Below are 23166 nucleotides of genomic sequence, written 5' to 3' on the forward strand. Positions count from 1 at the left end.
ACCTTCAAGTGCATTCTAAGCAAAATGCAGCCCCATGGCGAACCACAAATTACGCCGCCACAAGAATGCAGCTCCGAGCAGAACCCCTGCTTCCAGGGTGATGGCAAGTGCGCTCCATAGTGTTGCTCCTGGATTGCCAAGATGGAAGGCTCCGAAGGTGAGCGAGGTTACCGCAAGTGCAATCCAGCTGACCCATAATTTCTGTATAGATTGAAGCATCAATCCACGAAACACCAGTTCCTCGATGATGGCTGCGCTCAGCGCAGTTTCAATGGACGTCATGAGAATAGAAACCGGATCTGCAGCAGCAGCCCATTGGAAGGAGTAGCCGCCGAGCAGAACAATAATAAGTGTAGAATATGGCTCCCGTGATTATGCCCCGGACAGCTTCCACCCCTGCATGCTGCCCGGATAGCTCTGGAATGGGCCGCCATGCCACGTATTTCATAATAAGCTTATAAAATAGGATGGCTGCTAAGCTCAACAGGAGTGTTAAGAATAAGGAACCGACCCCTTCTACTCGCTCGGTCAATTGGTTATCCCGAGTGAATCGAGTTATGATCGGGAAACCCTCATGGATCGTAGGATCTTCCATGGGGCTGCTGGGTTCGGTCAAAGCTCAAGGCCATCTTCGTGATATTCTGTTTTCTTCGGGCATTTCCTCGCCACTTTTGCCGGGAAATGAAGTATATATTGGCATAGTTCATGAAAAGTTTCACCTAAAATCATGACTGGACCCTCAAGAATAAACTAAATTTCAAAATCAAGAGTACCCTGTTCGGTTAATTCAAAGGGACCAGGTGTAACATCTGCATCGGGTCTCTTTGTTCCGAAAAAGTCGGAGTCAAAATGATAGGGAGTGCTGTCTGCTTCCTCATACTTCATATCGGCGTGATACGTCTTTCCAAGCAGGTTGGTAGTAATCAACAGGGCAGAGGCTCCCCGAAGCAATTCGGGCTCATTGATCTGAATGTGCACCTTACCTTGCGCAGGATCAATCTCAACATTGATTCCCTTCTGTGCAACAATCTTCGCATCCGATTCGTGACGACTTGGAACCGCATCGTTAAGAAATGCATTGCCACCCATAGCCACCGGAAGAACGGCATTGCCTATAAAGAAATCCTTCGCCGCATCGCCAAGCTCAAGAAGCTCCTCTTTGGTGTATTCCCACCATTTCTTATCTTTCACATCAGGATGTTGATCGTAGCCTCCAAGTCCCACAGCATGCAGATAACATATGGAATTGTCCGGGACACCATCCATGACCGTCTTCCCGTCCTCTCCAACTTCATCCCTTGGTTTAAGGGGAAGATGCTCAAAAAAGGTGATGGGCGTAGGTTCCTTATTAGGATCATTGTCTCCTATAAAGATATTATTGTAGTACCTGTCATCGCCTCCAGTGATATTGGAGTATCCGGCCATGGCAGTCTCGTGAGGGAAGTGATATGGCGTAATACGAGTAATTTCAGAACGAACTACAAATCTCCCTGCAAACAAATTATGAGCAAATGCCCCGCCCTGAGCCATATTTCTGAAATTCATCGGAGAGAGAAATAGGTTGTGATCGACCATATACGGACCATGGCAAACCTCAACGAAGAGGTCCTCCGAAAGATTGTCAAAAAATACATTACGGCTGATGCGAGTGCCCTGTGCCTGCCAGTCCAGCCAAAGCGCACGGTAACAGCTATACATTATATTTTCGCTAATTTGAGTATCCAGTGAAGCATGCAGTTTAATTCCCGCAACTTCGGCACCGTGTCTGAGTCGTTTGTGGTGAATATTATATATACGGTTCTGATAAATGTGGCTGAAGGCTGCTCCCATATGACCCACAATACCTGCCTGTTCGCAATCATGAATTACATTACCTCGAACAATGTGACTGCCGATGTTATCCTTATGCCAGCCGGAGCGTAATGCTCGTAAAATAACCTCCTGCTCGCGTTGAGTACCACCTTTACTATGCTTCTCCAAAGACTTGGTGTGCCCTGTGCCGATTTCGGTACCCAGGCTAATACCAACGCATTTGGATTCACTGATGATATTGTTTTCAATAATCCAGCCCTTGCTCCAGTGAGGTCCAATCAAACCTTCCTGGTAGTCTGTAGGTGGCGCCCATTGGGGGGAGGCCTGACGAAGAGTAAAACCGCTTACGGTGATATAATTGAGTCCCGGCTTCTCAGGCCAGAAGCAATAAGGACGTACATTAATTTCTACATTTTCCTTACAAGGATCTTTTCCACCAAAGTTGGCCCAGATTTTTGTTGTTGTAGAACCAACCTCGGCATACCATTTTAACAATGAATCCTTGGGATACTTGGCTTCGGGCCAAACTTCAGGATTGTGAACGCTTTCAACACTATTGCACTCATATAATGATTTGCCATCCAGATAGACATCGCCGAGATGAACCGGGAAAGGCCCGTCAAACAACCAGTCTCCAGTGAGCTCCTCCTCAAAGGGATTACGAACGGAAAAGATAGAGTTGAGCACTTCTGTGCTCCAAACATGGTCTCCTTCAGACTTCCAGTTGGTAATCCGCTCAGCTCCTGTAATCACAACTTCCCCGTCTCCTGCGGATCGATATACGATTCGATGCTCCGCTGTTCCTCCATTCGCCGGGTTAACCCATTCCCTGTATACTCCCGCATGAACAATAACGGTATCACCAGCCATGGCATGAGCCGCAGCGCGTGATATGGTACGAAGGGGTTGATCTGCTGTTCCTTTTCCTTGATCATTCCCATGTTTGGATACATGATATTCCATAACAACTCTCCTTCTATTTTAAAATGTTTGTTGTATCCCGTTATTATACTAGAAAATAAATGTAATGGGAGAGATAGGAAGGCGGGTGTCAGGCTAAATTGATATTGATATGAGGTAAACCACGTCTAGTACCCTATGAGGTTGTGGTTTTTTTGCTTTTTGAGACTTTAGTTATTGTTAAAAGCTATGACTAGCCATGCTATTTTCATATAACAGGCATCCCTTTTGACCATGCTATACTCATTAGAATAAAAAGTTAGAAGGAGAAATACTTATGATACCATTTCGTAATGATCATGTAGGTAGCTTTCTACGTCCTGCAGATTTAAGTCAGGCACGTGAACAATATAAATCAGGCAACATCACATATGAGGAATTAAGAGCTGTGGAAGATAAAGAGATTATTCGAATTATTGAAAAGCAAAAGGAAAATGGCGTATTGGCAGTTACGGATGGTGAATTCCGCAGAAGCTGGTGGCATTTTGATTTTCTGGGTGGCTTGGATGGCGTAGAGTTGTATGAGCAAATAGACGGACCAAAATTCCATAATATGCAAACGCGCAAGGGCGGGATTCGTGTTGTTGGTAAAGTTGATTTCTCGAGTCATCCCTTTGTTCAGGATTTTGAGTTTTTGAAAAAGCATGCAGGTGACGCAGTAGCGAAACAGACCATTCCAAGTCCCAACATGCTTCTATATCGATTGGAGAATGACGCCAATATCTATACGGACCGAGAGCAATTCCTTCGGGATACGATTGCGGCGTATCAAAAAGCCATTCAAGCCTTCTATGATGCGGGATGTCGATACCTGCAATTAGATGATACCGCTTGGGCAGACCTGTTCTCAGAAGCTGGTCACGATAAGCTACGTGCTAAAGGTCTGGAACCGGCGGAAGAGTTGAAAACGATGCAGCGCATGATTAACGAAACATTGGCTCATAAACCGGCGGATTTAGTTGTGACGATGCATATTTGTCGTGGTAACTATAAATCAAACTATTTCTCAACGGGTGGTTATGATTACGCTTCTGAAGTTATCTTTGGAGGCTTAAACGTAGATGGATTATTTTTAGAATTTGATGATGAGCGCTCAGGTGGTTTCGAGCCATTAAAGTATGTGAATCGAAAAGATTTGAAAATCGTGCTTGGTTTACTCACATCAAAAACAGGCGAGTTAGAGGATAAAGAACACATTAAAGCTCGGATTGCAGAGGCGGCAACCTATGTACCACTTGAGCAACTTTGTTTGAGCCCACAATGTGGTTTTTCATCTACAGAAGAAGGCAATATTCTAACAGAAGAACAACAATGGCGTAAACTTCGTTATGTGAAGGAAATTGCAGAAGAAGTTTGGAATTAATCCATTTAAATAACGGAGGGGATGTAAAATGACGACGCAAGCAGACCAAGAGACAATTATAGTTGAAGCGTTCATTAATGGTCAGAATGTAAAATCCCTTTCGCAGGTAGCAAAAGAGAATCCGACAAACCCATCCGAGATCGTAGGCTATTTCCCTGTAACTACGAAAGAACAAGCGGTTGAAGCGATTGAAGCGGCGGCAGGAGCTTTTAAAACATGGAAGCATACCTCCATTGATGAACGCATTATGATGATGCGCAAGGCGATCGATAAGATTAGAGCGGCTGAGAATGAAATTGTACATTTGCTGTCTAGAGAGCATGGCAAGCCCCTGTATGACGCACACGGTGAGATTTATGTTTCGTTAATGTGGATGGAGTTTGCTTGTAATGAAGCTAAATCAGCTCTACAGGAAGAGATCAAAGAGCATGAGAATGGTAAAACGATTCTTTCCTATGATCCAATTGGTGTGGTGGCAGCGATTAGTCCATGGAACTATCCCATTGCGTTATCTACGATTAAGATCGCTCCTGCCTTACTTGCGGGCAACACGATTGTGCTTAAACCAAGCCCATATGCGCCACTGGCGGCAGCGAAGGTGGCAGAGATTATTGCGAGTGAGTTCCCGGCTGGGGTAATCAATGTCGTTCATGGTGATGCGGATGTGGGTGTTGAACTGACTAGTAATCCTCTTGTTACTAAAATCGCCTTTACAGGTGGAACCGCAACAGCTAAGCATATCATTAAAGCTGCGTCGGAAACGATTAAGGATATGACGCTTGAGCTTGGTGGTAATGATGCGGCTATCTTCTTGGAGAGCTTTGATGTTCATGATGAGCGAGCAATGCGGCGGATTGTCATTTCTAATTTCTTGACAGCAGGCCAGATCTGTATGATCGCCAAACGTGTGTATGTACACCGTTCTATTTATGATGAGTTTGTGGAAAAATATATAGAGGCGGCTAATCGCTGGATTCGAATTGGTGATCCATTTGATTCAAATACGACAGTAGGTCCGGTTAATAACCTGAAGCAGAAAAATGTCGTGCTTGGTTTGGTTGAAGATGCGCAAAAGCGTGGGGCTAAGGTCATCCCTCTCGGTCAAATTCTTGATCAGAAGCTGTTTGAACAAGGTTACTACCTACAACCTACGCTTGTCTTAGGTTGCGATGTTCATGATCCGATTGTAGTGGAGGAACAGTTTGGCCCTACGGTTCCGATTCTTCCATTTGACGATGAAGAGCAGGTTATTCATCTACACAATGAAAGCATATATGGATTGACGAGTTCTGTGTGGGGGAAAGAAGAGGATGCCATCTCCGTCGCACGTCAACTCGAAGCTGGAACGACAATGATCAATACCGCTGCTGTGCAGGGTCTCGACGTTCGGTTCCCTTTCGGTGGAGTTAAGCAATCTGGTATTGGCCGTGAATACGGCGCCGAAGGTATCCGCACGTATACAGAAAAACATGTCATCAACGTTCCGAAGACACTGGATCTTCCTTATATACCAGAGTAAATGGTATATCACATAACTTCGCATCGTACAGGGCATGTACATGTGAAATTTAATGTAGGTTCTAACTTTACTCTGGTGACAATCAAAATAATAAGAAATAAAGAAGCCACTCCATTTTTTGGAGTGGCTTTGTATTCAGCTATTTTACGGTGAACGGCGGCTATCTTCTACCTAGTGTCTCCCAAATTCCATGGAGCCAGGCGTCGAACTCAGCATCTTTGTCGCCCTCGTAAGTATCATAGAGATCAAGACGTGTCTTTTGCAGTTTTTCCTTAAATTCCTCAAATGTATGACCTTCAGGAAGGCTTTTTTTGATCCGCAGCAAAATTTTGTTAGTACCTTTAAACAGCTCGCCTTTGTTTTTGGCAGGCATTTGTACATCTTCATCCAACTGTTTCAGCTTGTGATATGCGGCTTCACGCACCTGGAACACTTGATCATTTTTCAAAACATGCTGAAGTAACTTAATGGTAGGGGCTGTATCCCAGTTTCCCAATTCGTTCACCGCATTCAGTCTGTCTCTCCAGCTTGACGTCCTGTTAGCCGCTCGTTTGAGCTCTTCAAAGTTCTCCGGTAGTTCGTTCACTGCTCCAACTTCATGGTTGTTCGTCAAAATTCAATCTCCTTAATCATCGCCATCTCGGCAGAATGATGAATGTTATTAAACACTATTATAGCACGAACCTGACTAAACTACTCCTATGAAGCCGATTGGTTAGCCTTTTCCTTAACGAAGTCTACCATGAACACCCAACCAATTAGTCCACATAAGACAAAACCAAACGCATGCAGAGATCCATAAATGGGAATAAAATCGCGTATGGTTAATGAGTACATATTTTTCAGTAACGGATAGAAGATGGAAATGACAACCACCGTGTAAAAGGCTAGACAAGAAAGGCCTAAGAAGAAGGCTGCCTTAATATCCAAAGCATTTTTCCTCAAGTAAGCAAGGAGATAAGCTGTGTAAACCACAATATTGCAGGCGAACAAACCGACACCAATGTATTCAATCGGCTTGGAGAAAATCATACCAATAGCAATCAAGATGGGTCCGATGATATCGACGGCAACAACCCAGGGATACCAGCTTTTCTTCGTCATGATGCGTCCCAGTTCACCAATGAAAATTGGAACGATTGCAGATGAGAAATGAAAGTGAACCGAGCTTAACGCGTGCGTTGCAGGATTAGCTTGAAAGAGGTTCAAATGATATTGATATAAGGTAAACCAAATGCCCCCGATGAAAAAATAAACGAGCCCCGCACCAATTGCTATTTCCGCTGCTTTTCCTTTAGCGATCACAATAGTGGTCAAGCCATAGATGCCAAGCAGCAGTGTGAACAGTAGCCACCCAAGGGACAGAATTCCTGGCATTGCCGTACTTTCTAACCCCCACATCTTACTACTCATTACCGAAGCTAGAGTTAGAAGCGCAGCGGGAAATTGAAGCCACTTCATAGCGGCATACATCAATCGTTGATATGTATTCTTCGCGTCATGATCCAAAAGTAAAATCACAAGAGGCACAATAACGAAAGCCGCAAACAGTAGAAATTTTTCAACAAGTTCGAATGGAAAGTAATCCAGATAAAATATCAGAATGGTTATGATACCACCGGGAAATGCGGGTGATTTCATGAGTTGCTTCAAGGAACTATTCATGGGGCTTCCTTTCTAACCTACGTCTATCGTAAGATCTGCCTGCATTCAGTTATGTCGCGTTTAATTAGTATAGAACGGCAATTCTCCTTCTAGTAGATTAACACAGTTATATGTAGATATATAAGAATAAATCCCCTCAATAACAAGACTTCATTCTTCAAATCCCAATAAAATTAATGCATTTTTTGTGATTCAACCAGGCAAAGGCAACTGTCATCACATTCTTGTTCAGTTTTTGTTTAGAGTTAATGATTATACTAAAATTCGCAACAAATCTGGAGACGGGAAGAAGGTAATAAATGTTGCTATAGTTCTTTTTGAACAGTGTAGGTTATAGACGAAGAAACACAAGAAGTTTGCTGTATTAGGGATCATTATATTTCAATTTTGTACGGAGGCACTAGATATGAACAACGATGGCTTTAGAAAATTTATTTCAATTGCGCTCACGGTCTGTCTAATATTTGGGCTTAGTGGTCTTACTCCTTTAGACGGCTCAGTGGCCAATGCGGCAATCGCTCCGACTATGGCGGAGACGAACTACGACCAGTACCAAGTCAAGTTAACTGCCGACCCGGTGACGGATGCGCCACCTAGCGGTTTTGGCACAGCGGCATCAGACGGACGTATTTGGACTGACAAGAGCGTTACGGCAGAGGGTGATGGCAGTTTTAATGTCAAATTGTCAGCGTTAGCACAAGAATATATGACCGCAAATTCGACCAATCCAGGTGTCGGAGGGAGCGGCAATGCTGACGGTCCTGCGGCGGACGTAACCTTTATTTTGGACATGAGTTCGTCTATGGGAAATCTAAATGGGAGAGAAATAGCAGAAACAGCAGGTGGACCTGGTGTGTACTATCGTGTGGAAGCGATGGCCAAGGCAGCCAACGATGCAATCCGCACAGTCATGGATGCCAATCCCAATAACCGCGTTGCGGTTTATTGGTTTGGAGGATCGGCTAGCTCCAACCACCTCGGCACGTTTATGGAACTAGGACACTACGTATTTAGTTCAGGACATGGAACGGAAGATTATTTGAAATATGCAACATCGAACCAAAACATCACATTGAACAGCAATCTAGTCAAGGATGGTACGGCCGTTGGAACGAAGTCGCCAGTCTCGCTAGGGGCAGGTACGCCAACGCAGGACGGTATCATGTATGGCGTCTCTAAGACGATGAGCAGTGTTGGAACTAAGGGCACGGGACCTAAGCGCCAGCCTTACTTGTTCCTTCTATCAGATGGGGCGGCAATTCATGCCAAGAAGGCATGGTATACTTCGCCCAAAGGCAAATCGTTTGAAACGGAATTTCAAAATGCAGTAACCGAAGCTACAACGATTGCAAACTACAATCAGAGTGGCACTGATGGTACCAAATACGTACCAGCTACTGCCGGTACCAGTCTGGCCAATACAGGTGATCCGGAAATTGCTGCGTTGACTATACTCACGGGCGCATACATGAAGGGTCTTTTAGATACTCAGTACACTGCATACAATGGAGGAGAATCCACTAAGGCCAAAGTGTATACAGTGGGACTGGGTTCCACAACGGCAATTAACGGACCGTATAGTGGTAGCCAGCCAGTCTATGCATGGGCAGGTCTTGACCCGAAAAGAGTCAACGATAATAAGGAAGACAGTAGTTATAACTATGGTACGGCAAAGAATACCTATGACAAGCTGAAAACGTATGCTGCTCAGGGGCCAAATGGTTTTAACTACGCAGATTCTTTTGTCTACAGTAATTATTACACATTCGCTCCAACCTATGACATTGTCAGTTCAGCTTTTGCTGGGTTGGCCAATGATGTAGAAGCTACTACGACCATACTTCCGCTTCTCAATATACCGGAGACTACCGATCTTGGCTCAGAGACAGCCGATATAGCAAGCGCAATTGTTGTTGCAGACGAAATCAGCGAGGACTTTAATGTTGATCTGTCCACGTTGAAAATCGGTGACGCTGCTGCAACGGTGGATGCAACTACAACGATAAATGGCGGTACAGCGTATCAATTTGCTGGATACGGAAGTAAAGCCGTCATTAAGACAGTCGCAGGTATTACCAGTCTCACTTGGTATATCGATGCAGAAGATATGCAACGGCATATTTATCGCTTCAAGAACCGGACAAGCCCAAAGTCGGGAGAATATAGTGCACCAACAGACGGTTCATTTGCACTCAACTATAAAGTCAAACCCACTTTTCAGGTATCTCCTAATAATGTAGGAAACATATCTCGCTACCTGAATTCAGGTAATGCCATGGATGGGGCCAAAACAGCGGCTTATTTCTTCCCGCCTACGGACAGTCCTTATTATCTTGCTTTAACGAGTAAGCAGACGATCTCCAAAACAGATGGAATTGGTGCAACCTATGTAACCGAGGAGTCCCTGAATAATGGAAGAGCGACGATGAAACTTGGTAACAACGGTAAGCTTGATCTGAAGATGGGGATTGACAAGACAGGTCCCACAACGGTTCAGACCAACGGATCTATAGACTACACAGTTACAATCTATAACTATACGAATACGACAAAAACAGGTCTTAGTGTCACCAGTGAGGGCCAAACACAAAAGGGAATTGATGTACCCGCGAATAGTAGTAAGGTGCTGAGCTTCACGAAAACGGCACCAGGTACACCGCAAACTGTGATCAGCGACAATGCTGTAATTTCGGGGATGAATCTTGGCTCTAATACAGTAACTACCAATGTAACGGATGTGACAATAGCTGTGGTCACCACGCATGTCATCGAAGCCATTGGAGGCACGACTGAAGGGGATAATACCTACAATATTGGTGACTCAGCAACAATTAAGGCAAGCGCAGATCAAGGATATGCATTCGTGGGATGGTATGACAACCAAGCAGGTACAGGTACTCCAGTAAGTACAAGTGCAGCATATACGTTTACCGTTCAGACGGATGTAGGCTATTATGCTAAATATGTTATGCTGCCAGTCGCGGAGAATGACACGTATAGTGTCTTAAGAGGAGATACGCTCACCGTTTCGGCACTAGAGGGCATCTTGATGAACGATACGGATGCGGAGGGACGTCCACTTACGGCGGGGGCTATCAGCTCTGTCAGCGACCCGAGCAAGGGCACTCTGAATGTAAGTCCTGACGGATCATTCACATTCGTGGCAGATGAGGAAGCGTCCGGTAACGTTACGTTTACTTACCAAGCAGACAATGGCATCGCCCAGTCTAACGTAGCTACGGTGACGATTGCGATTACTCTACCAGTTTCTACGCATGAGCCTATTGCGGAGAATGACACCTATCGCATTAAGAGTGGAGATACGCTCACTGTTCCAGTTGAGGCAGGTATACTCACGAACGATACCGATGATGAGAATCATCCGCTTACGGCGATGAATGTCAGCTCAATCAGTGATCCAAGCATGGGCACGCTGAATGTGAGCCCTGACGGATCGTTCACGTTCATTGCGGAGGAGAATGCTTCCGGTAATGTTACGTTTACCTATCAAGCCTTTGACGGAACCGTTTATTCGAGTGTAGCTACGGTGACGATCACAATTACGTTGCCAATCAATACACATGTCATTGGAAATGTCGGGGGCACGACTAATGGTGACGATGCTTATGGGCTTGGCGAATCGGCAACAATTGCGGCTAACCCAAGTCTGGGCTATTCATTCGTGGGATGGTATGAGAACGAAGAAGGCACAGGCATTCCAGTAAGCACGGATGCGTCATACACCTTTACTGTTCAGACAGCCGGAGACTATTATGCAAAATTCAGAGCGGTGCCAGTTGCCGAGAATGACAGCTATCAGGTTGCAAGAGGGGGTAAACTTACTGTCCCGGCGGAAAAAGGAATTTTACTCAACGACACTAGCGCAGGGAATGATACGCTCACAGCAGTGAATATTAGTTCAGTTAGCGACGCAAGCAAGGGTACGCTGACGGCCAACTCGGATGGCTCATTCACGTTTGAGGCAAAAGAGGAAGCATCAGGAAGTGTGACGTTCACGTATCAAGCTTCTGACGGAACAGGTCAGTCCAACATAGCTACGGTGACGATCACAATTACCAACCCGAGCATTGTTGGAACGGTGACGGATAAGAAAACCGGAGACCCGGTATCCGGGGCGACAGTCATTTTACGTGACCTTGCAGGTAAGGAAAAGGAGCGGTTCACGACAGGTTCAAATGGTAAATATAATTTTGAAAATGTCGTGATCAATAAATATATTCTAGAAGTGATTAGCGATAAGTACAGCTTGGCTCATCGAGAAATCTCAGTATCCACGGTCAACGTTAATACGAATGGAGTTGTCATCCAGGACTTTGAGCTTGTCGAGTTTGAAATGACGTTGACGGCCAACCCATCGTCCATACTTGGTAACGGCACGTCAACATCTGTCTTTAAGGCGGTGGTGACTGATAAAGAGGGTCATCCTCAGGCAGGGGTCCAAGTTGTATTTAAAGTGCCGGATACAACATACGGCCATTTTGCTGGGGACTTGAATACGATAAGCGTCTTGACGGACGCACACGGAATCGCAACTACAACCTTCACGGCGGCTATACTTGGCGGTACGGAATCTGCATCTATACCATTAACGGCAACGGTTTCTGACAGCCCAAGAGATCTATATGTGAGTGATACGATTCATATTACGATCACCCCTGGTGTTATTACGGGTATTGTCACAGACCAAGCGGGTCACCCCGTAGCAGGCGCTTTGATTAAAGTGAGCAAAGATTTTGATGGTGATGGTATTACTGATTTTCATGCTGTTGCAGTTACAGCGGGCGATGGGGCATACACCCTAGCTATACCGCAGGGTAATGTGACATACAATGTATCCATTACAAAGCAAGTAGAGATTGGTGGACAGAAAAAATCCGTCACGTTTAATCAGAGTGTTCCAGTAAATGCTAGTGTGGATGGTCGATCCTTTGAGGGGAATAAAACAGTCTCTGGTGTTGTCTTGGTGGAAACATCGCAGGGTGGCTCCCTGGCACTCAACGGAACTGTGGGCGGCGGTTACACGGTGTTGATCAATGACGGCAATGGGACTCATACAGGCCAAATTGATTCCAATGGAATATTCAATATCGACAGTGTACTTAAGGGCATCTACACTGCCGATGTCATCTATAACATTCCGCTCCCGGGCGGTGGAACACAACCTGTTGTTGTTGGTCATGCTGATATTGAAATCAGTTCAGACGGACAAATCAGCATTAGTGAGGTGCTCATTGACCCCTACGGTACAATTACCGATTCCGTGACGGGTCATCCAATATCCGGTGCAATCGTTACACTTCATTACAGCAACGGAACGGTGGTCAACTTGCCACCTGTGAGCAGCTTCCCGCCAGCGGATAACGCGAACCCGCAGACGAGTGATGCGACTGGGCAGTATGCGTTCATGGTATTTCCGCATACGGACTACTACTTAACCGCGACCAAGGCAGGATATAAGAATTTCGACAGCAGAGTTGTCGATACGAACCAGCCGCTAATTCATGTAGGTACGGAGATCGTGCTGTACGACTTTAGCATGACGCCACTGCCGTCATCCAACGGAGGGGGCTCTCCAGTTGTAACGACTGATCCTGTAGGGCCACCAGTCACAACGACTGAGCCTGCACCACCGAAGACCATAACGACCAAGCCCATTGATCTTGCCACAGCTATCCTTGTGGACAAAATGAAGGGCAGAGAAGACGATATTCTAACCTTCACCGTGATTTACGCCAATAAAACGTTGACTGAGGCTGATGGCTTGTATGTTAAAGCTACTATCCCGGCGGGAATGAGTTTAGTTGATGCAAACGGCGGCGTCGTTACGGGCCAAGAAATAAAATGGAATGTTGGTAAGCTGGCAGGAGACACACGTGGTCAATTGACGTTTAAACTAAAGGTTAACGAAATGACCGAAGGCGAGAACTATGCTTCTGTTACGGCTGTTGTTGGCTCAGATCATAAGCTTACGCTTGTGAATACGCAAGACGATACGTCCTTGATTAAAGTGATGTTGTACTCTAACCGTTATGAGCACAAACATGATCGATATATTATGGGGTACCCAGACGGTAATGTGAAACCTGAAAAGCTCATCACTCGTGCAGAGATTGCAGCTATTTTTGCCCGGACACTTCATTTGCAAGATGAGGTTCGACATATCAAGCTGTACAGCGATGTCGCTACGGATTACTGGGGTGCCGATTATATCGAAGCAGTTGCAAATAAAGGGATATTCAAAGGCTATGCGGATCTTACATTCAGACCGGATCAGCCCATTACAAGAGCAGAGCTGGCGACAGCCATTGCTCGTTATCTCGGCGTTGCCAAAGAGCTCAGGATGGACCATACTTTGAGAATCAGCTCGTTTACAGATATTGAGGGGAACTGGGCGGAGCAGTCTATCGATGAAGTTTTCCGTTTCGGTATCGTATCAGGGTATAAGGATGCTTCTTTCCAACCTGGAAGTCAGATTACCCGAGAGGAAGCCGTTAAGATGATTAATGGGATGCTGTATAGAGGTCCTCTGACTGGAGCAGAACCTTCATATCCGGACAACCGTTTGGACAAATGGTCATATGGACATGTCGAGGAAGCCACAAGAACCCATACGTATAAAATCAATGAAGATGGCTCGGAAACGATGATCCAGTATATCCTGGAAGATCTGTGGTAATTTTGCATCGTGAATACACTTAAACTTAGTAATAAGTAAGTGCACGCTATCTTAAACTAATCTGAGGGATCTCATTAGATTCCTCAGATTTTTTTGCTATCTGGTTATGTACATACATATTGGTGAGTGGACCCAAAAACGTTAGACACAAAAAAGAGCCGCAAATCATGCGACTCTTTTTTGTCTTTCTGTACATTCGAGTTCGTTTCCCTTTTAACGCCCGCCCGTATTCGAAGCCCAGACAGGAATCCAACTATTCGGATAATTGCTATTGGTCAGGGTTGTGTTATAGAGAACCAAATTCCCATCACTTTGCATGACCAGTGTATCACCTGTTGTGTTAGCCGGTAAGCTGCTCCCGTGATGACCTGGAATCCATGAGGTGGTATTGGGAGACCAAGCAGCTACCTGTACAGAAGTATCAATCATCAAAACTTTATCCCATCCCCAACCGGTGTAATATTCGAATTTACCTGTAGCCGGGTTGAAACCATAACGATAACCATATTGGTAAACGTCTTGATATTTCATGCCATATTTATACATGACAGGTTTACCGTATTGTGGTTCAAACTTGAACGTGAGAGCCCCACTGTTACTGGTACCGCTACTCCAGAGAGAAGAACCGTTTTGATAGATAACGAAGTTCCCGTCATTTTGCCAAATGGCTGAAAATCTACCATCTTGGGAGGTGAGATAGTCACCCTTTGCCATGTTTTGGCCGATCGTGAGCTTATCACCAAGATAGCCGGCAGAAGCTGTTGCTGGTACGGCAAATGCAAGAATCAACAAGCAAGCCATAAGAATGCGAAATGATCTTGGGAAAAGTTGTCTGTTCATTGGACACGCTCCTATGTTCTTTATAAGTGGTAGTTATAGGGAAAATCGATTTACAATGCTCTACGGGTTCACCTCCTTTAATAGACAAGAAGTTGCTTGAATACATAGTATGTAAATGGATATGTGTTAACTAGAGTTGAGGGAGATGGAGGTCCGCGGTAGCTTACTATCATAACTGCCCTTACATGTGATCACAAAATGAATATGACTTTTTATCCCATTATATCAACTAAAAAGATAAAATACATAATTTTCTATTAAAATCTTTCCGGGCGATAGTTGAAGGTATAAATGAATACTTTTAACTAGTCTCACTCTCGACTTGCAGTTAGTAGTTCTGCTGTGGCAAACGATTTATTTTTATTTGTGGATATAGGAATTTGGACGAATGTGTCGAATGATTGATTAGATTGAATTTGAGGTATTTCAAAAGAGTTTCAGATGGTTTTTTTCATCCAGAGGAAAGATACGAGGAGGGTCATATGAATTTTGGCAAAAGGATAGGGAGCATGATTCTGGTCTTGTCTCTCATTACAGGACTGTTGTACTTAAAACCATCGGATAAGGTGTATGCAGCGGCTCCAACGTCAACAATCACAATGGATAATACGCTGCTGAGAATTGGCAGTACATCAAAGGTAACCTTTACGTTCTCGGAAGCGGTACAAGGGTTGGATTATGGAGACTTAACCGTTCCGAACGGCACACTGACTGCACCTGTCTCTTCTGATGGAGGCATTACGTGGACCGCAACTCTCACACCTAAACCCGACACTACAGATGCAACCAACGTCATTACTCTCGACAATGGGGGTGTGATGAATCAGGACCGTAGTGTAGGTATAGGAACGACCACTTCGAATAATTATGAGGTCTATACCGCTCGGCCAACGGCAACGATTGTTGTAGCCGATACAACACTGACCATTGGTAAGACATCACAGGTAACGATCACATTCTCTGAGGCCGTGACAGGTTTTACCGTCGCAGACCTTGCGGTGACGAATGGAACAATTCAAAATCTAGCCACCAATGATAATATTAGCTATACAGCAGAACTAACCCCGCCTGTAGGCATGACTGCTGGAACCAACAAGATTACACTCGATAATACGGGTGTGGAGAATCAAGGCGGCATTGAAGGCATAGGAACAACAGACTCAAATAACTTCGCAATCGATACAGTAAGGCCCACAGCAATGATTTTCGTAGCCGATGCTGCACTGACTGCCGGGAAGACATCGCAGGTTACCTTTACGTTTTCCGAAGCAGTTACAGGCTTTACCAATGACGACCTTACCGTTGCAAACGGTACCCTGAGTGCCGTTAGCTCTACCGATGGAGGCGTTACATGGACCGCGATATTGACGCCGACTGTTGGTATTACGGATGGAACGAATATCATTACGCTTGATAATACAGGCATCAGTGATGTTGCAGGCAATGCCGGAACGGGTACGACGGATTCGAATAATTATACGGTTTATACCGCCCAACCAACGGCAACGATTGTTGTAGCCGATACAACGCTGACCAGTGGCAAAACATCAGCGGTAACGATCACATTCTCTGAGGCTGTGTCGGGTTTTGATAATGCGGATCTGACGGTTGCGAACGGTACCCTGAGTGCTGTTCATTCATCCGATGGGGGCGTGACGTGGACAGCAACGTTAACACCTCAAGCTAACGTGAGCAAATCGGTCAATGTCATCACCCTTCAGAATAATGGAGTGTCCAACGGTGCTGGTAATGCAGGACAGGGTATAACGGAGTCCAATCCGTATTCAGTTTTCACTGTACAGCCCGTACAAACAACAAGTCCGAGTACTCCTTCTGCACCAACGGCTCCGATAGACAATACAGTCACTTCAACAACGGGTAAAATAACCGTTCCGGTGGGCAAATCAGGGTTGGTTAGCTTGGGTAAAGAGATTCAAATCTCAATTCCAGCAGGGGGATCCCCTCAAGAACTGACTTTATCGATTGATAAAGTGTCTAATACCGAAACTTTGCTAACAAATAAAGAGATTCTGGCCAGCCCAATATTTGAGCTTCTAAAGAATTTTACGGAGAACTTCCTCAAGCCGGTAAAAATGACATTTACATTTGATTCATCAGGTCTTGAGAGTCATCATTCGGCAGCTGTATTTTATTATGATGAAGTGAATAAGGCATGGGAGAAAGTGGATGGCGGTATTATAAAAGGGAACCAAATCATAGTCGAGGTCAATCACTTTACGAAGTTCGCCGTCCTGGTTGTAGACAAAACCAGCGGAAAGCCTGTCTTGAATAATCCAGTTGAACCCACCACGGAACCTGGTTTTAGCGATATCTCGGGACACTGGGCTGAAGCAAGAATTAAACAAGCTTCAAGCAACGGCATCATCAACGGTTATCCGGATGGAACGTTCAATCCGAGGAAGAACGTCACACGTGCCGAGTTCTCAGTCATGCTGATGGGTGCGTTGAATTTACAAAAAACAGAAGTGGAACTGGTATTCTCAGATAAAACCGAGATCGGAACTTGGGCCAAAATGGCAGTCTCGCAAGCCGTGCAAGAAGGCATTATTAGCGGTTATCCGGACGACACGTTCCGGCCGAACGCCAATATCACACGTGCCGAGATGGTAGTGATGGTTGCTAATGCACTCAAGGTATCTACTACAGGCAATGCTACAACGTCTTTTGCAGATGACAAATCTATTCCTGTTTGGGCAAAAACCTCTGTGGAAGCTCTGAAGGAACTTGGTCTTGTAGAAGGCATGGGTAACAACGATTTCAAACCTAAAGCACAAACCACCAGAGCAGAGGCTGTTGTTATATTAATGAACATGTTAGATAAAACCAAAGTGGAATAGTGGTTAACGGAGGAGAAATATCTCTACCTTTATAGAACAGAAAAGTAGATTTGGGGGTTAGATGTACCCTTGAGACTGACTGCTGTGAATTATTAATATGAAGGAATAAAGGCACCCTGCAGGGTGTCTTTTTTTAGCCAGTGTACTATGTTGAACGTACCCAGTAGGTGATAGCGTAAGAAGAATTGAGCTGCGTGTCAGAGCAATAATAGTGAAGTTTTGGCTGAAATGTAACATGTCATGTTGCTGTTCTATCAATCTCTCAACTTTTTACATCAATTTTATATATTTAATGATTTTTATGAATTGAACTATGGTAAAATATCTCAGGATCTAAAATTGGAGAGGGGTTTTTTCATTCATGTTTTGGAAAAAAGTTTTGGGTAAAAGCACACTGCGTGTAGCTACTGCTGCACTATTACTCACGCAACTATTGGGCGCAGCGGGTTCTGTCTCTGCCGCAGGTAACGATGTAGAAGTTCACTTGATTGGAATCAATGATTTCCACGGTCAGTTAGATACCACATCAATGGTGGGTGATAAGAAGGCAGGAACGGCTCCAATTCTAGCAACCTACCTCAAAGAAGCGCAAGCCAAATATGAACACTCCCTACTCTTCCATAATGGAGACTCTGTTGGTGCATCTGCTCCAGCCTCATCTTTGGATCGTGACGAGCCTACCATGGAATGGATGAATATGATGGGCTTTGATGTAGGGTCCTTAGGGAATCATGAATTTGACCAAGGTGTCGCTGCTTTGAAAGCACAAATCTTTGGTGGCCTTGATCCAAAAGAAGGAAAAGTAACGCATGCCGGTGCAAAATTTGATTACGTCAATGCAAACGTGATTGAAACTGCCACAGGAAAAACATTGATTAAGCCGTATGTGATTAAAGAAGTGGGCGGAGTCAAAATTGGATTTATCGGACTAGTGACGAAATCCACACCTGCCAAAGTATCTCCATCTGGGACAGCTGGCGTACGTTTCTTGAGCGCAGAAGAAGAAGTGGAAGCCGTTAATAAATATGCTAAAGAATTGCAAAACCAAGGTGTAGAAACGATCATTGTTTTGGCACATGATCCAGCAACAACCAAAGAAGGCGTAACTACTGGAGAAGCAGCTGATCTGGCAAAAGCTTTACCGGCGGATTCCCCTGTTGACGTTATCGTTGCAGGTGACAATCATGCATTGGCTAACGGTGAAGTGAATGGAAAGTTGATCGTTCAAGCTTATTCCTATGGTACGGCGTTTGAAGATATCAAGTTGATGATTGACCCTGCTACCGGGGATGTAACTGAAAAATCAGCGACTGTTACAACGACTTTCCAAGAGGGTGTAAAAGAAGACCCTGAATCTTTAGCTATTATTAAAAAATCATTGGACAAGCATCCTGAGCTGACGAAGCCAGTAGGTACAACGGATGGTTCTGTTACCCGTACAGATGCTTATAATAACGAAGCCCCTCTAGGCAACCTCATTGCAGATTCAATGCGTGAAGCAGACTTTGGGGATAAGGCAAGTGCTGCTGACTTTGCATTTATGAATCCAGGCGGTATTCGTGCGGATCTGCCACAAGGCGATGTGACCTTTGCTGATCTTGCCAAAATCCAACCGTTCGGTAACACTCTAGTGAAGCTGGAACTGACTGGCGAACAAATTAAAACTTTGTTGCAACAACAATGGGGTACCAACGCTGACGGTACACCTAATACCAAAACACTTCAAATCTCTGGTTTGAAATACACTGCAGATTTCAATAAGCCGGTCGCAGAACGTGTTACTGGTCTTAGTCTTGAAGATGGTACACCTATTGATCCTGCAAAAACATATACGGCTGTAGTTAACAACTTTATGGCTGCAGGTGGAGATAACTATAAAGTGCTACTGGATGCTAAATCATCCCTGGCAGGTCCTATCGATCTGGATGTATTCTACCAGTACATCGTAGATACGTATAAAGGCGGTAGCATCGAAGCTAAAAATGAAGGACGTATCACAAACCTGGCTGCATCTACCGAGCCAACAGAAACACCTGTAACAACAGAAGTCATTTCTCGTGCTGAATTTGTAAGTGCTCTGGTCGACATGTTGAAACTTAACGAAGTAGCGACAGCACCTGCATTCAAGGATGTTGCGGCTAATGCTGCATATGCAGATGCGATTGCTGAAGCTACGCATGCTGGATTTATTCAAGGGTATGGTGGAAACTTCTATCCTGATCGGGATATCACGCGTGAAGAAGCTGCTACGATTCTTGCTAAATTGGTAAAAGATCAAGCGACTGATAAAGACGCTGCTACGATTATTGCTAGTTTTGAAGATGGTAAATCCGTGTCTGCTTATGCAATTAAACCTATGGCAAAATTGATTGACAAAGGTATTTTTGCTGGAACAGATAAAAAATCACTTCAACCTAAACAAGGTCTTACTACTAACGATGCAAAAGCATTGATTGAAAAAGCTGTTGCAGCAAAAGCTTCATAATTTAGAACTTATTCAAACTTTATATTAATAGGGGCTCTTCCTGACAAAGGAAGAGCCCCTTCTGCTATAAATACTAACAGCGGTTCTTCACCAGCAATACCTTTACTCATCTGTTCGATTACTTCGGGTTGATCGACAAAAGGATGTTTCTATGATAGGGTGGAGGCATCCCATAGGCATTCTACTCTTCGGAGTAGAGTGCCTTCATGTATATTATGGGAGCTTACATTAAATGTATTTTAAAATCAATTGGATCGTATATGGAGGTGGTGATGCTATGTTTCTCTCTTTAGCCCCAACAGGGGATGGTTGGATGAGTATTAAAAATGTGAAAATATCATTTAATAAAGAGGAGCGAACATAGCATGACTACTCGTTTTCAGGCGGAGACCCGCATTCCATTAAATTCTTCTCGACTTAAGGATCTACGTAGATCCGGGCGTTTGCCAGGTATTGTTTTTGGCAGAAATACGGAGAATGAGATGATTCATATTCCAACAATAGAATTTCAAAAGTGGTTGAAGCAAGGAGCGTCTGGTTTTATCGAATTGCAGTTTGAAGAGAAAGGCCCATTGACCGTATTATTGGAAGACCTTCAACGTGATTCGGTTACACGTGATTTGATTCATGTGGATTTTCAACAGGTGCAGACCAATGAGATCATGCGGACAAAAATTCCTGTCAAGTTCAACGGCACACCGATTGGCACAAAACAGGGCGGAGTCGTGCAAGTTCAATTATCTTCTATTGAAGTGGAGGCATTGCCGAGACACTTGCCAACGTCGATTGAATTTGACATTAGTGCTATGGAACTTGGAGAAACGTTACATGTAAGTGATGCAACGTTTGCTCCAGATGTAACGGTGATCTCTGAGGGGAATGAGTCTCTTCTCTCTGTAGTTAAACCTTAACAATTCCGAATTCGCAAAGCTGAATAAGTCAAAATTAGCCGTACGGGTGATCATCCGTACGGCTAATTTGTGCTGATCACGATATGTTGGCGTGCCCCCATCCTCACAAAGCGGGTAATCTAAAATTCACCTTACGTATGTCTTTTGCTCGCGTACAGGCGCAATGATCCTGATATTTCGCTACCCTTTCAAAGTTCATTCGCAAAATTCAGGTGTAAAGTAGGTAGACTCGGGACAGGTGATCACTATAATGGAAATAAGATACATATATAGTTGATATATAAGAATGGATGCGGATGAATTAACGCTCAATATAGAGATAGAGATAGAGATGAGGAAGAGCGGTGAGTAAACCTGAACCGCTAAGGTCATTGGCATAACATTTCTAAACAGGGCGGTGAGCGAAAAGAAATGGACAAATTAAAGAATAGCGGATTCTATAAACTGAGATTCTTCATCACTCCTGAAGAGTTTAAAAGCCTTTTGCAGCTTTTAGAGCATCGGCAAGCGCAATTCTATCGTACCAATGCTACCCGAACAGAACATGATTATAGACAGGTGTACGAGGGGTATCAGACGTTCTATCAGTATTTTGTGGCAGGAGAAAAGAGAGATGACATCCATCCCTTCTTTGTTTACTCTATTTCTATTGCATCAGATCAAGAAAGTTCAGGATTTTTTGTGAGAAATGAAGAGGTTTCTTTTCCATATCACGGACAATGGGCAGAGGATGAACTGCCGTGTATCTTGCTTTCATTTCCGAAAGGTTTTCAAGTTAATTTGGAAGATGAAAAAGGAAAGTACTATATTTATGAGGATATCCGGGACCATAAGCCGCTGACCTATGCGTTTTTCGATGAAATAAGAGATTCTATCAAAAAAATGACCAAACCCCTTCGCTTCTCAGCCTATGATGCAGATGCGATGAAGGAGCAAAAGCCCTCTGTGCGTATAAGCCATGATGCAATGCACGACTTGAGCCAATCGTGGATAATCAGTAAATATGGACTTGTGATTCATGGCAAATAGGAGGGGGACGAAATGATGTTCGCCCTAAAGCTTACCTGTACCTGGGTACTGCTATTTGCCTCATGTTCAGCAGTATGGTGGAGTTTCAGAACAGAAAAGCTTATAACCATCTCCTGGCTGGCATTTTTGCTACCGGCTGTTTTCCAGCTAGCTACCGCTTTCCGGATCGGTCCAGGCCAAGCAAAGTCACTCATTGTGTTCGGCTGCATCAATCTGGTGTTTACTATCCTTGTGGGTGCGGGTGTTTGGTATCTAGTCCAAATAGCCAATTCATATCGAAGGGGCAAATGATCAACGAATGGAAAGGGGAACTCCACTCATGAAGCCAATGCAAGAAATAGAGACACTGGCCATAGAGATCGCCGCTGCCGCCAGAACGTCCTTTTGCACCCTTTTTGAAAATGGTGAATGTTACTATTATTGTACGTTATACACTACTGGCGAGGGACATGTGCCAAGCATCTCTGCCTGGTCGTGGGAAGCTTTGGAGTTGGAATCGGCTAGGCAAGCAGAGGAAAGTGATACGCCGGTATCCACGATTGCGGATCTCATCAAATGGTCGTATGCGGATTCGCCCTATTGTTGTTTTCAGGATGATCACTTTGACGATGTCAAACAACGATATAACGAGCGTCCTTTCATTGCGGATCTGGAGTATGATGATTGGAATCTCGAGTTGGATGTGAGGCTGAACGCTATGGAGCTGGCTATGAAAATGCTCGATGATGAAGGCATATTTGCCTTAAATCAACCGCGAGAGTCCGTATGTGTCCTTGTTGAAGTCATGCCGCCGGATAAGATCAATACCGAAATTGCCTTACGTTTGAATCGGGCGGAATCTCCGGCGATGCAAGCATGGTTGGCGGAGGCGGCAGAATAGAAGCATCTGCATTTGGGGAGTTTTGAACGTCTATGATTTATCGTTTCGACTCAATTTGCCCAATAAGATGATAGTGACAGTAGGTCTATAATTCGCGAACCACCTTTGTACAGTAAAGGGTGGTTTTTTCGTGTTTGAGTTATGACA

At 44.5% G+C, this 23166-nt stretch carries 13 protein-coding genes and 1 pseudogene; 9 read left to right on the top strand and 5 right to left on the bottom strand.

What is annotated here, in order from left to right:
- Positions 1-15: 15 nt before the first annotated feature.
- Positions 16-282: a CPBP family intramembrane glutamic endopeptidase gene (locus tag MHI14_RS00295; RefSeq protein WP_240768215.1), complete on the bottom strand. Its 267-nt coding sequence runs from the start codon at positions 280-282 to the stop codon at positions 16-18.
- 242 nt (positions 283-524) lie between these two features.
- On the opposite strand from MHI14_RS00295, the pseudogene MHI14_RS00300 reads away from it, so the two are divergent.
- Positions 525-713: pseudogene (locus MHI14_RS00300) on the top strand (NADPH-dependent FMN reductase); the annotation flags it as partial.
- Between the two features lie 37 nt (positions 714-750).
- On the opposite strand, the gene MHI14_RS00305 reads toward MHI14_RS00300, so the two are convergent.
- Positions 751-2775, bottom strand: a complete 2025-nt coding sequence (locus MHI14_RS00305; RefSeq protein ID WP_133386397.1) for a right-handed parallel beta-helix repeat-containing protein — start codon at positions 2773-2775, stop codon at positions 751-753.
- Positions 2776-3049: 274 nt separating this feature from the next.
- Here MHI14_RS00305 and MHI14_RS00310 point away from each other — a divergent pair, with 274 nt between their 5' ends.
- Positions 3050-4135: a 5-methyltetrahydropteroyltriglutamate--homocysteine S-methyltransferase gene (locus MHI14_RS00310; protein WP_133386396.1), complete on the top strand. Its 1086-nt coding sequence runs from the start codon at positions 3050-3052 to the stop codon at positions 4133-4135.
- Between the two features lie 28 nt (positions 4136-4163).
- Positions 4164-5654, top strand: coding sequence for an aldehyde dehydrogenase family protein (locus tag MHI14_RS00315; protein WP_133386395.1), 1491 nt, complete (start codon positions 4164-4166; stop codon positions 5652-5654).
- Between the two features lie 160 nt (positions 5655-5814).
- Here MHI14_RS00315 and MHI14_RS00320 read toward each other — a convergent pair whose 3' ends face one another.
- Both MHI14_RS00320 and MHI14_RS00325 read right to left on the bottom strand, forming a co-directional pair.
- The gene (locus MHI14_RS00320) at positions 5815-6267 is read right to left on the bottom strand and encodes a HEAT repeat domain-containing protein (RefSeq protein ID WP_091035293.1); all 453 of its coding nucleotides are present in this window, start codon (positions 6265-6267) and stop codon (positions 5815-5817) included.
- An 86-nt stretch (positions 6268-6353) separates the two neighbouring features.
- Positions 6354-7319, bottom strand: coding sequence for a YndJ family transporter (locus MHI14_RS00325; RefSeq protein ID WP_091035296.1), 966 nt, complete (start codon positions 7317-7319; stop codon positions 6354-6356).
- 406 nt (positions 7320-7725) lie between these two features.
- Here MHI14_RS00325 and MHI14_RS00330 point away from each other — a divergent pair, with 406 nt between their 5' ends.
- Positions 7726-14016 (top strand): Ig-like domain-containing protein, encoded by a 6291-nt coding sequence (locus MHI14_RS00330; RefSeq protein WP_341129661.1) that lies wholly within the window; start codon positions 7726-7728, stop codon positions 14014-14016.
- A gap of 213 nt (positions 14017-14229) precedes the next feature.
- Here MHI14_RS00330 and MHI14_RS00335 read toward each other — a convergent pair whose 3' ends face one another.
- Complete coding sequence (locus MHI14_RS00335) at positions 14230-14856, bottom strand: hypothetical protein (RefSeq protein ID WP_341129662.1); 627 nt, start codon at positions 14854-14856, stop codon at positions 14230-14232.
- Positions 14857-15338: 482 nt separating this feature from the next.
- Here MHI14_RS00335 and MHI14_RS00340 point away from each other — a divergent pair, with 482 nt between their 5' ends.
- The 5 genes from MHI14_RS00340 (at position 15339) to MHI14_RS00360 (ending at position 23019) form a co-directional block, all read left to right on the top strand.
- Positions 15339-17714 (top strand): Ig-like domain-containing protein, encoded by a 2376-nt coding sequence (locus tag MHI14_RS00340; protein WP_341129663.1) that lies wholly within the window; start codon positions 15339-15341, stop codon positions 17712-17714.
- Between the two features lie 361 nt (positions 17715-18075).
- Positions 18076-20199 carry a 5'-nucleotidase C-terminal domain-containing protein gene (locus MHI14_RS00345; protein ID WP_341129664.1) on the top strand — a complete coding sequence of 708 codons (2124 nt, stop codon included), beginning with the start codon at positions 18076-18078 and terminating at the stop codon, positions 20197-20199.
- Between the two features lie 365 nt (positions 20200-20564).
- Entirely contained in the window at positions 20565-21110 is a 546-nt protein-coding gene (locus MHI14_RS00350) for a 50S ribosomal protein L25 (protein ID WP_341129665.1), read from the top strand.
- Between the two features lie 411 nt (positions 21111-21521).
- The gene (locus MHI14_RS00355; protein WP_133386389.1) at positions 21522-22139 is read left to right on the top strand and encodes a hypothetical protein; all 618 of its coding nucleotides are present in this window, start codon (positions 21522-21524) and stop codon (positions 22137-22139) included.
- 319 nt (positions 22140-22458) lie between these two features.
- Complete coding sequence (locus MHI14_RS00360; protein ID WP_341129666.1) at positions 22459-23019, top strand: DUF4303 domain-containing protein; 561 nt, start codon at positions 22459-22461, stop codon at positions 23017-23019.
- Positions 23020-23166 lie beyond the last annotated feature (147 nt).

It is taken from the genome of Paenibacillus sp. FSL K6-2393 (genome assembly GCF_038002545.1).
GTDB lineage: Bacteria > Bacillota > Bacilli > Paenibacillales > Paenibacillaceae > Paenibacillus.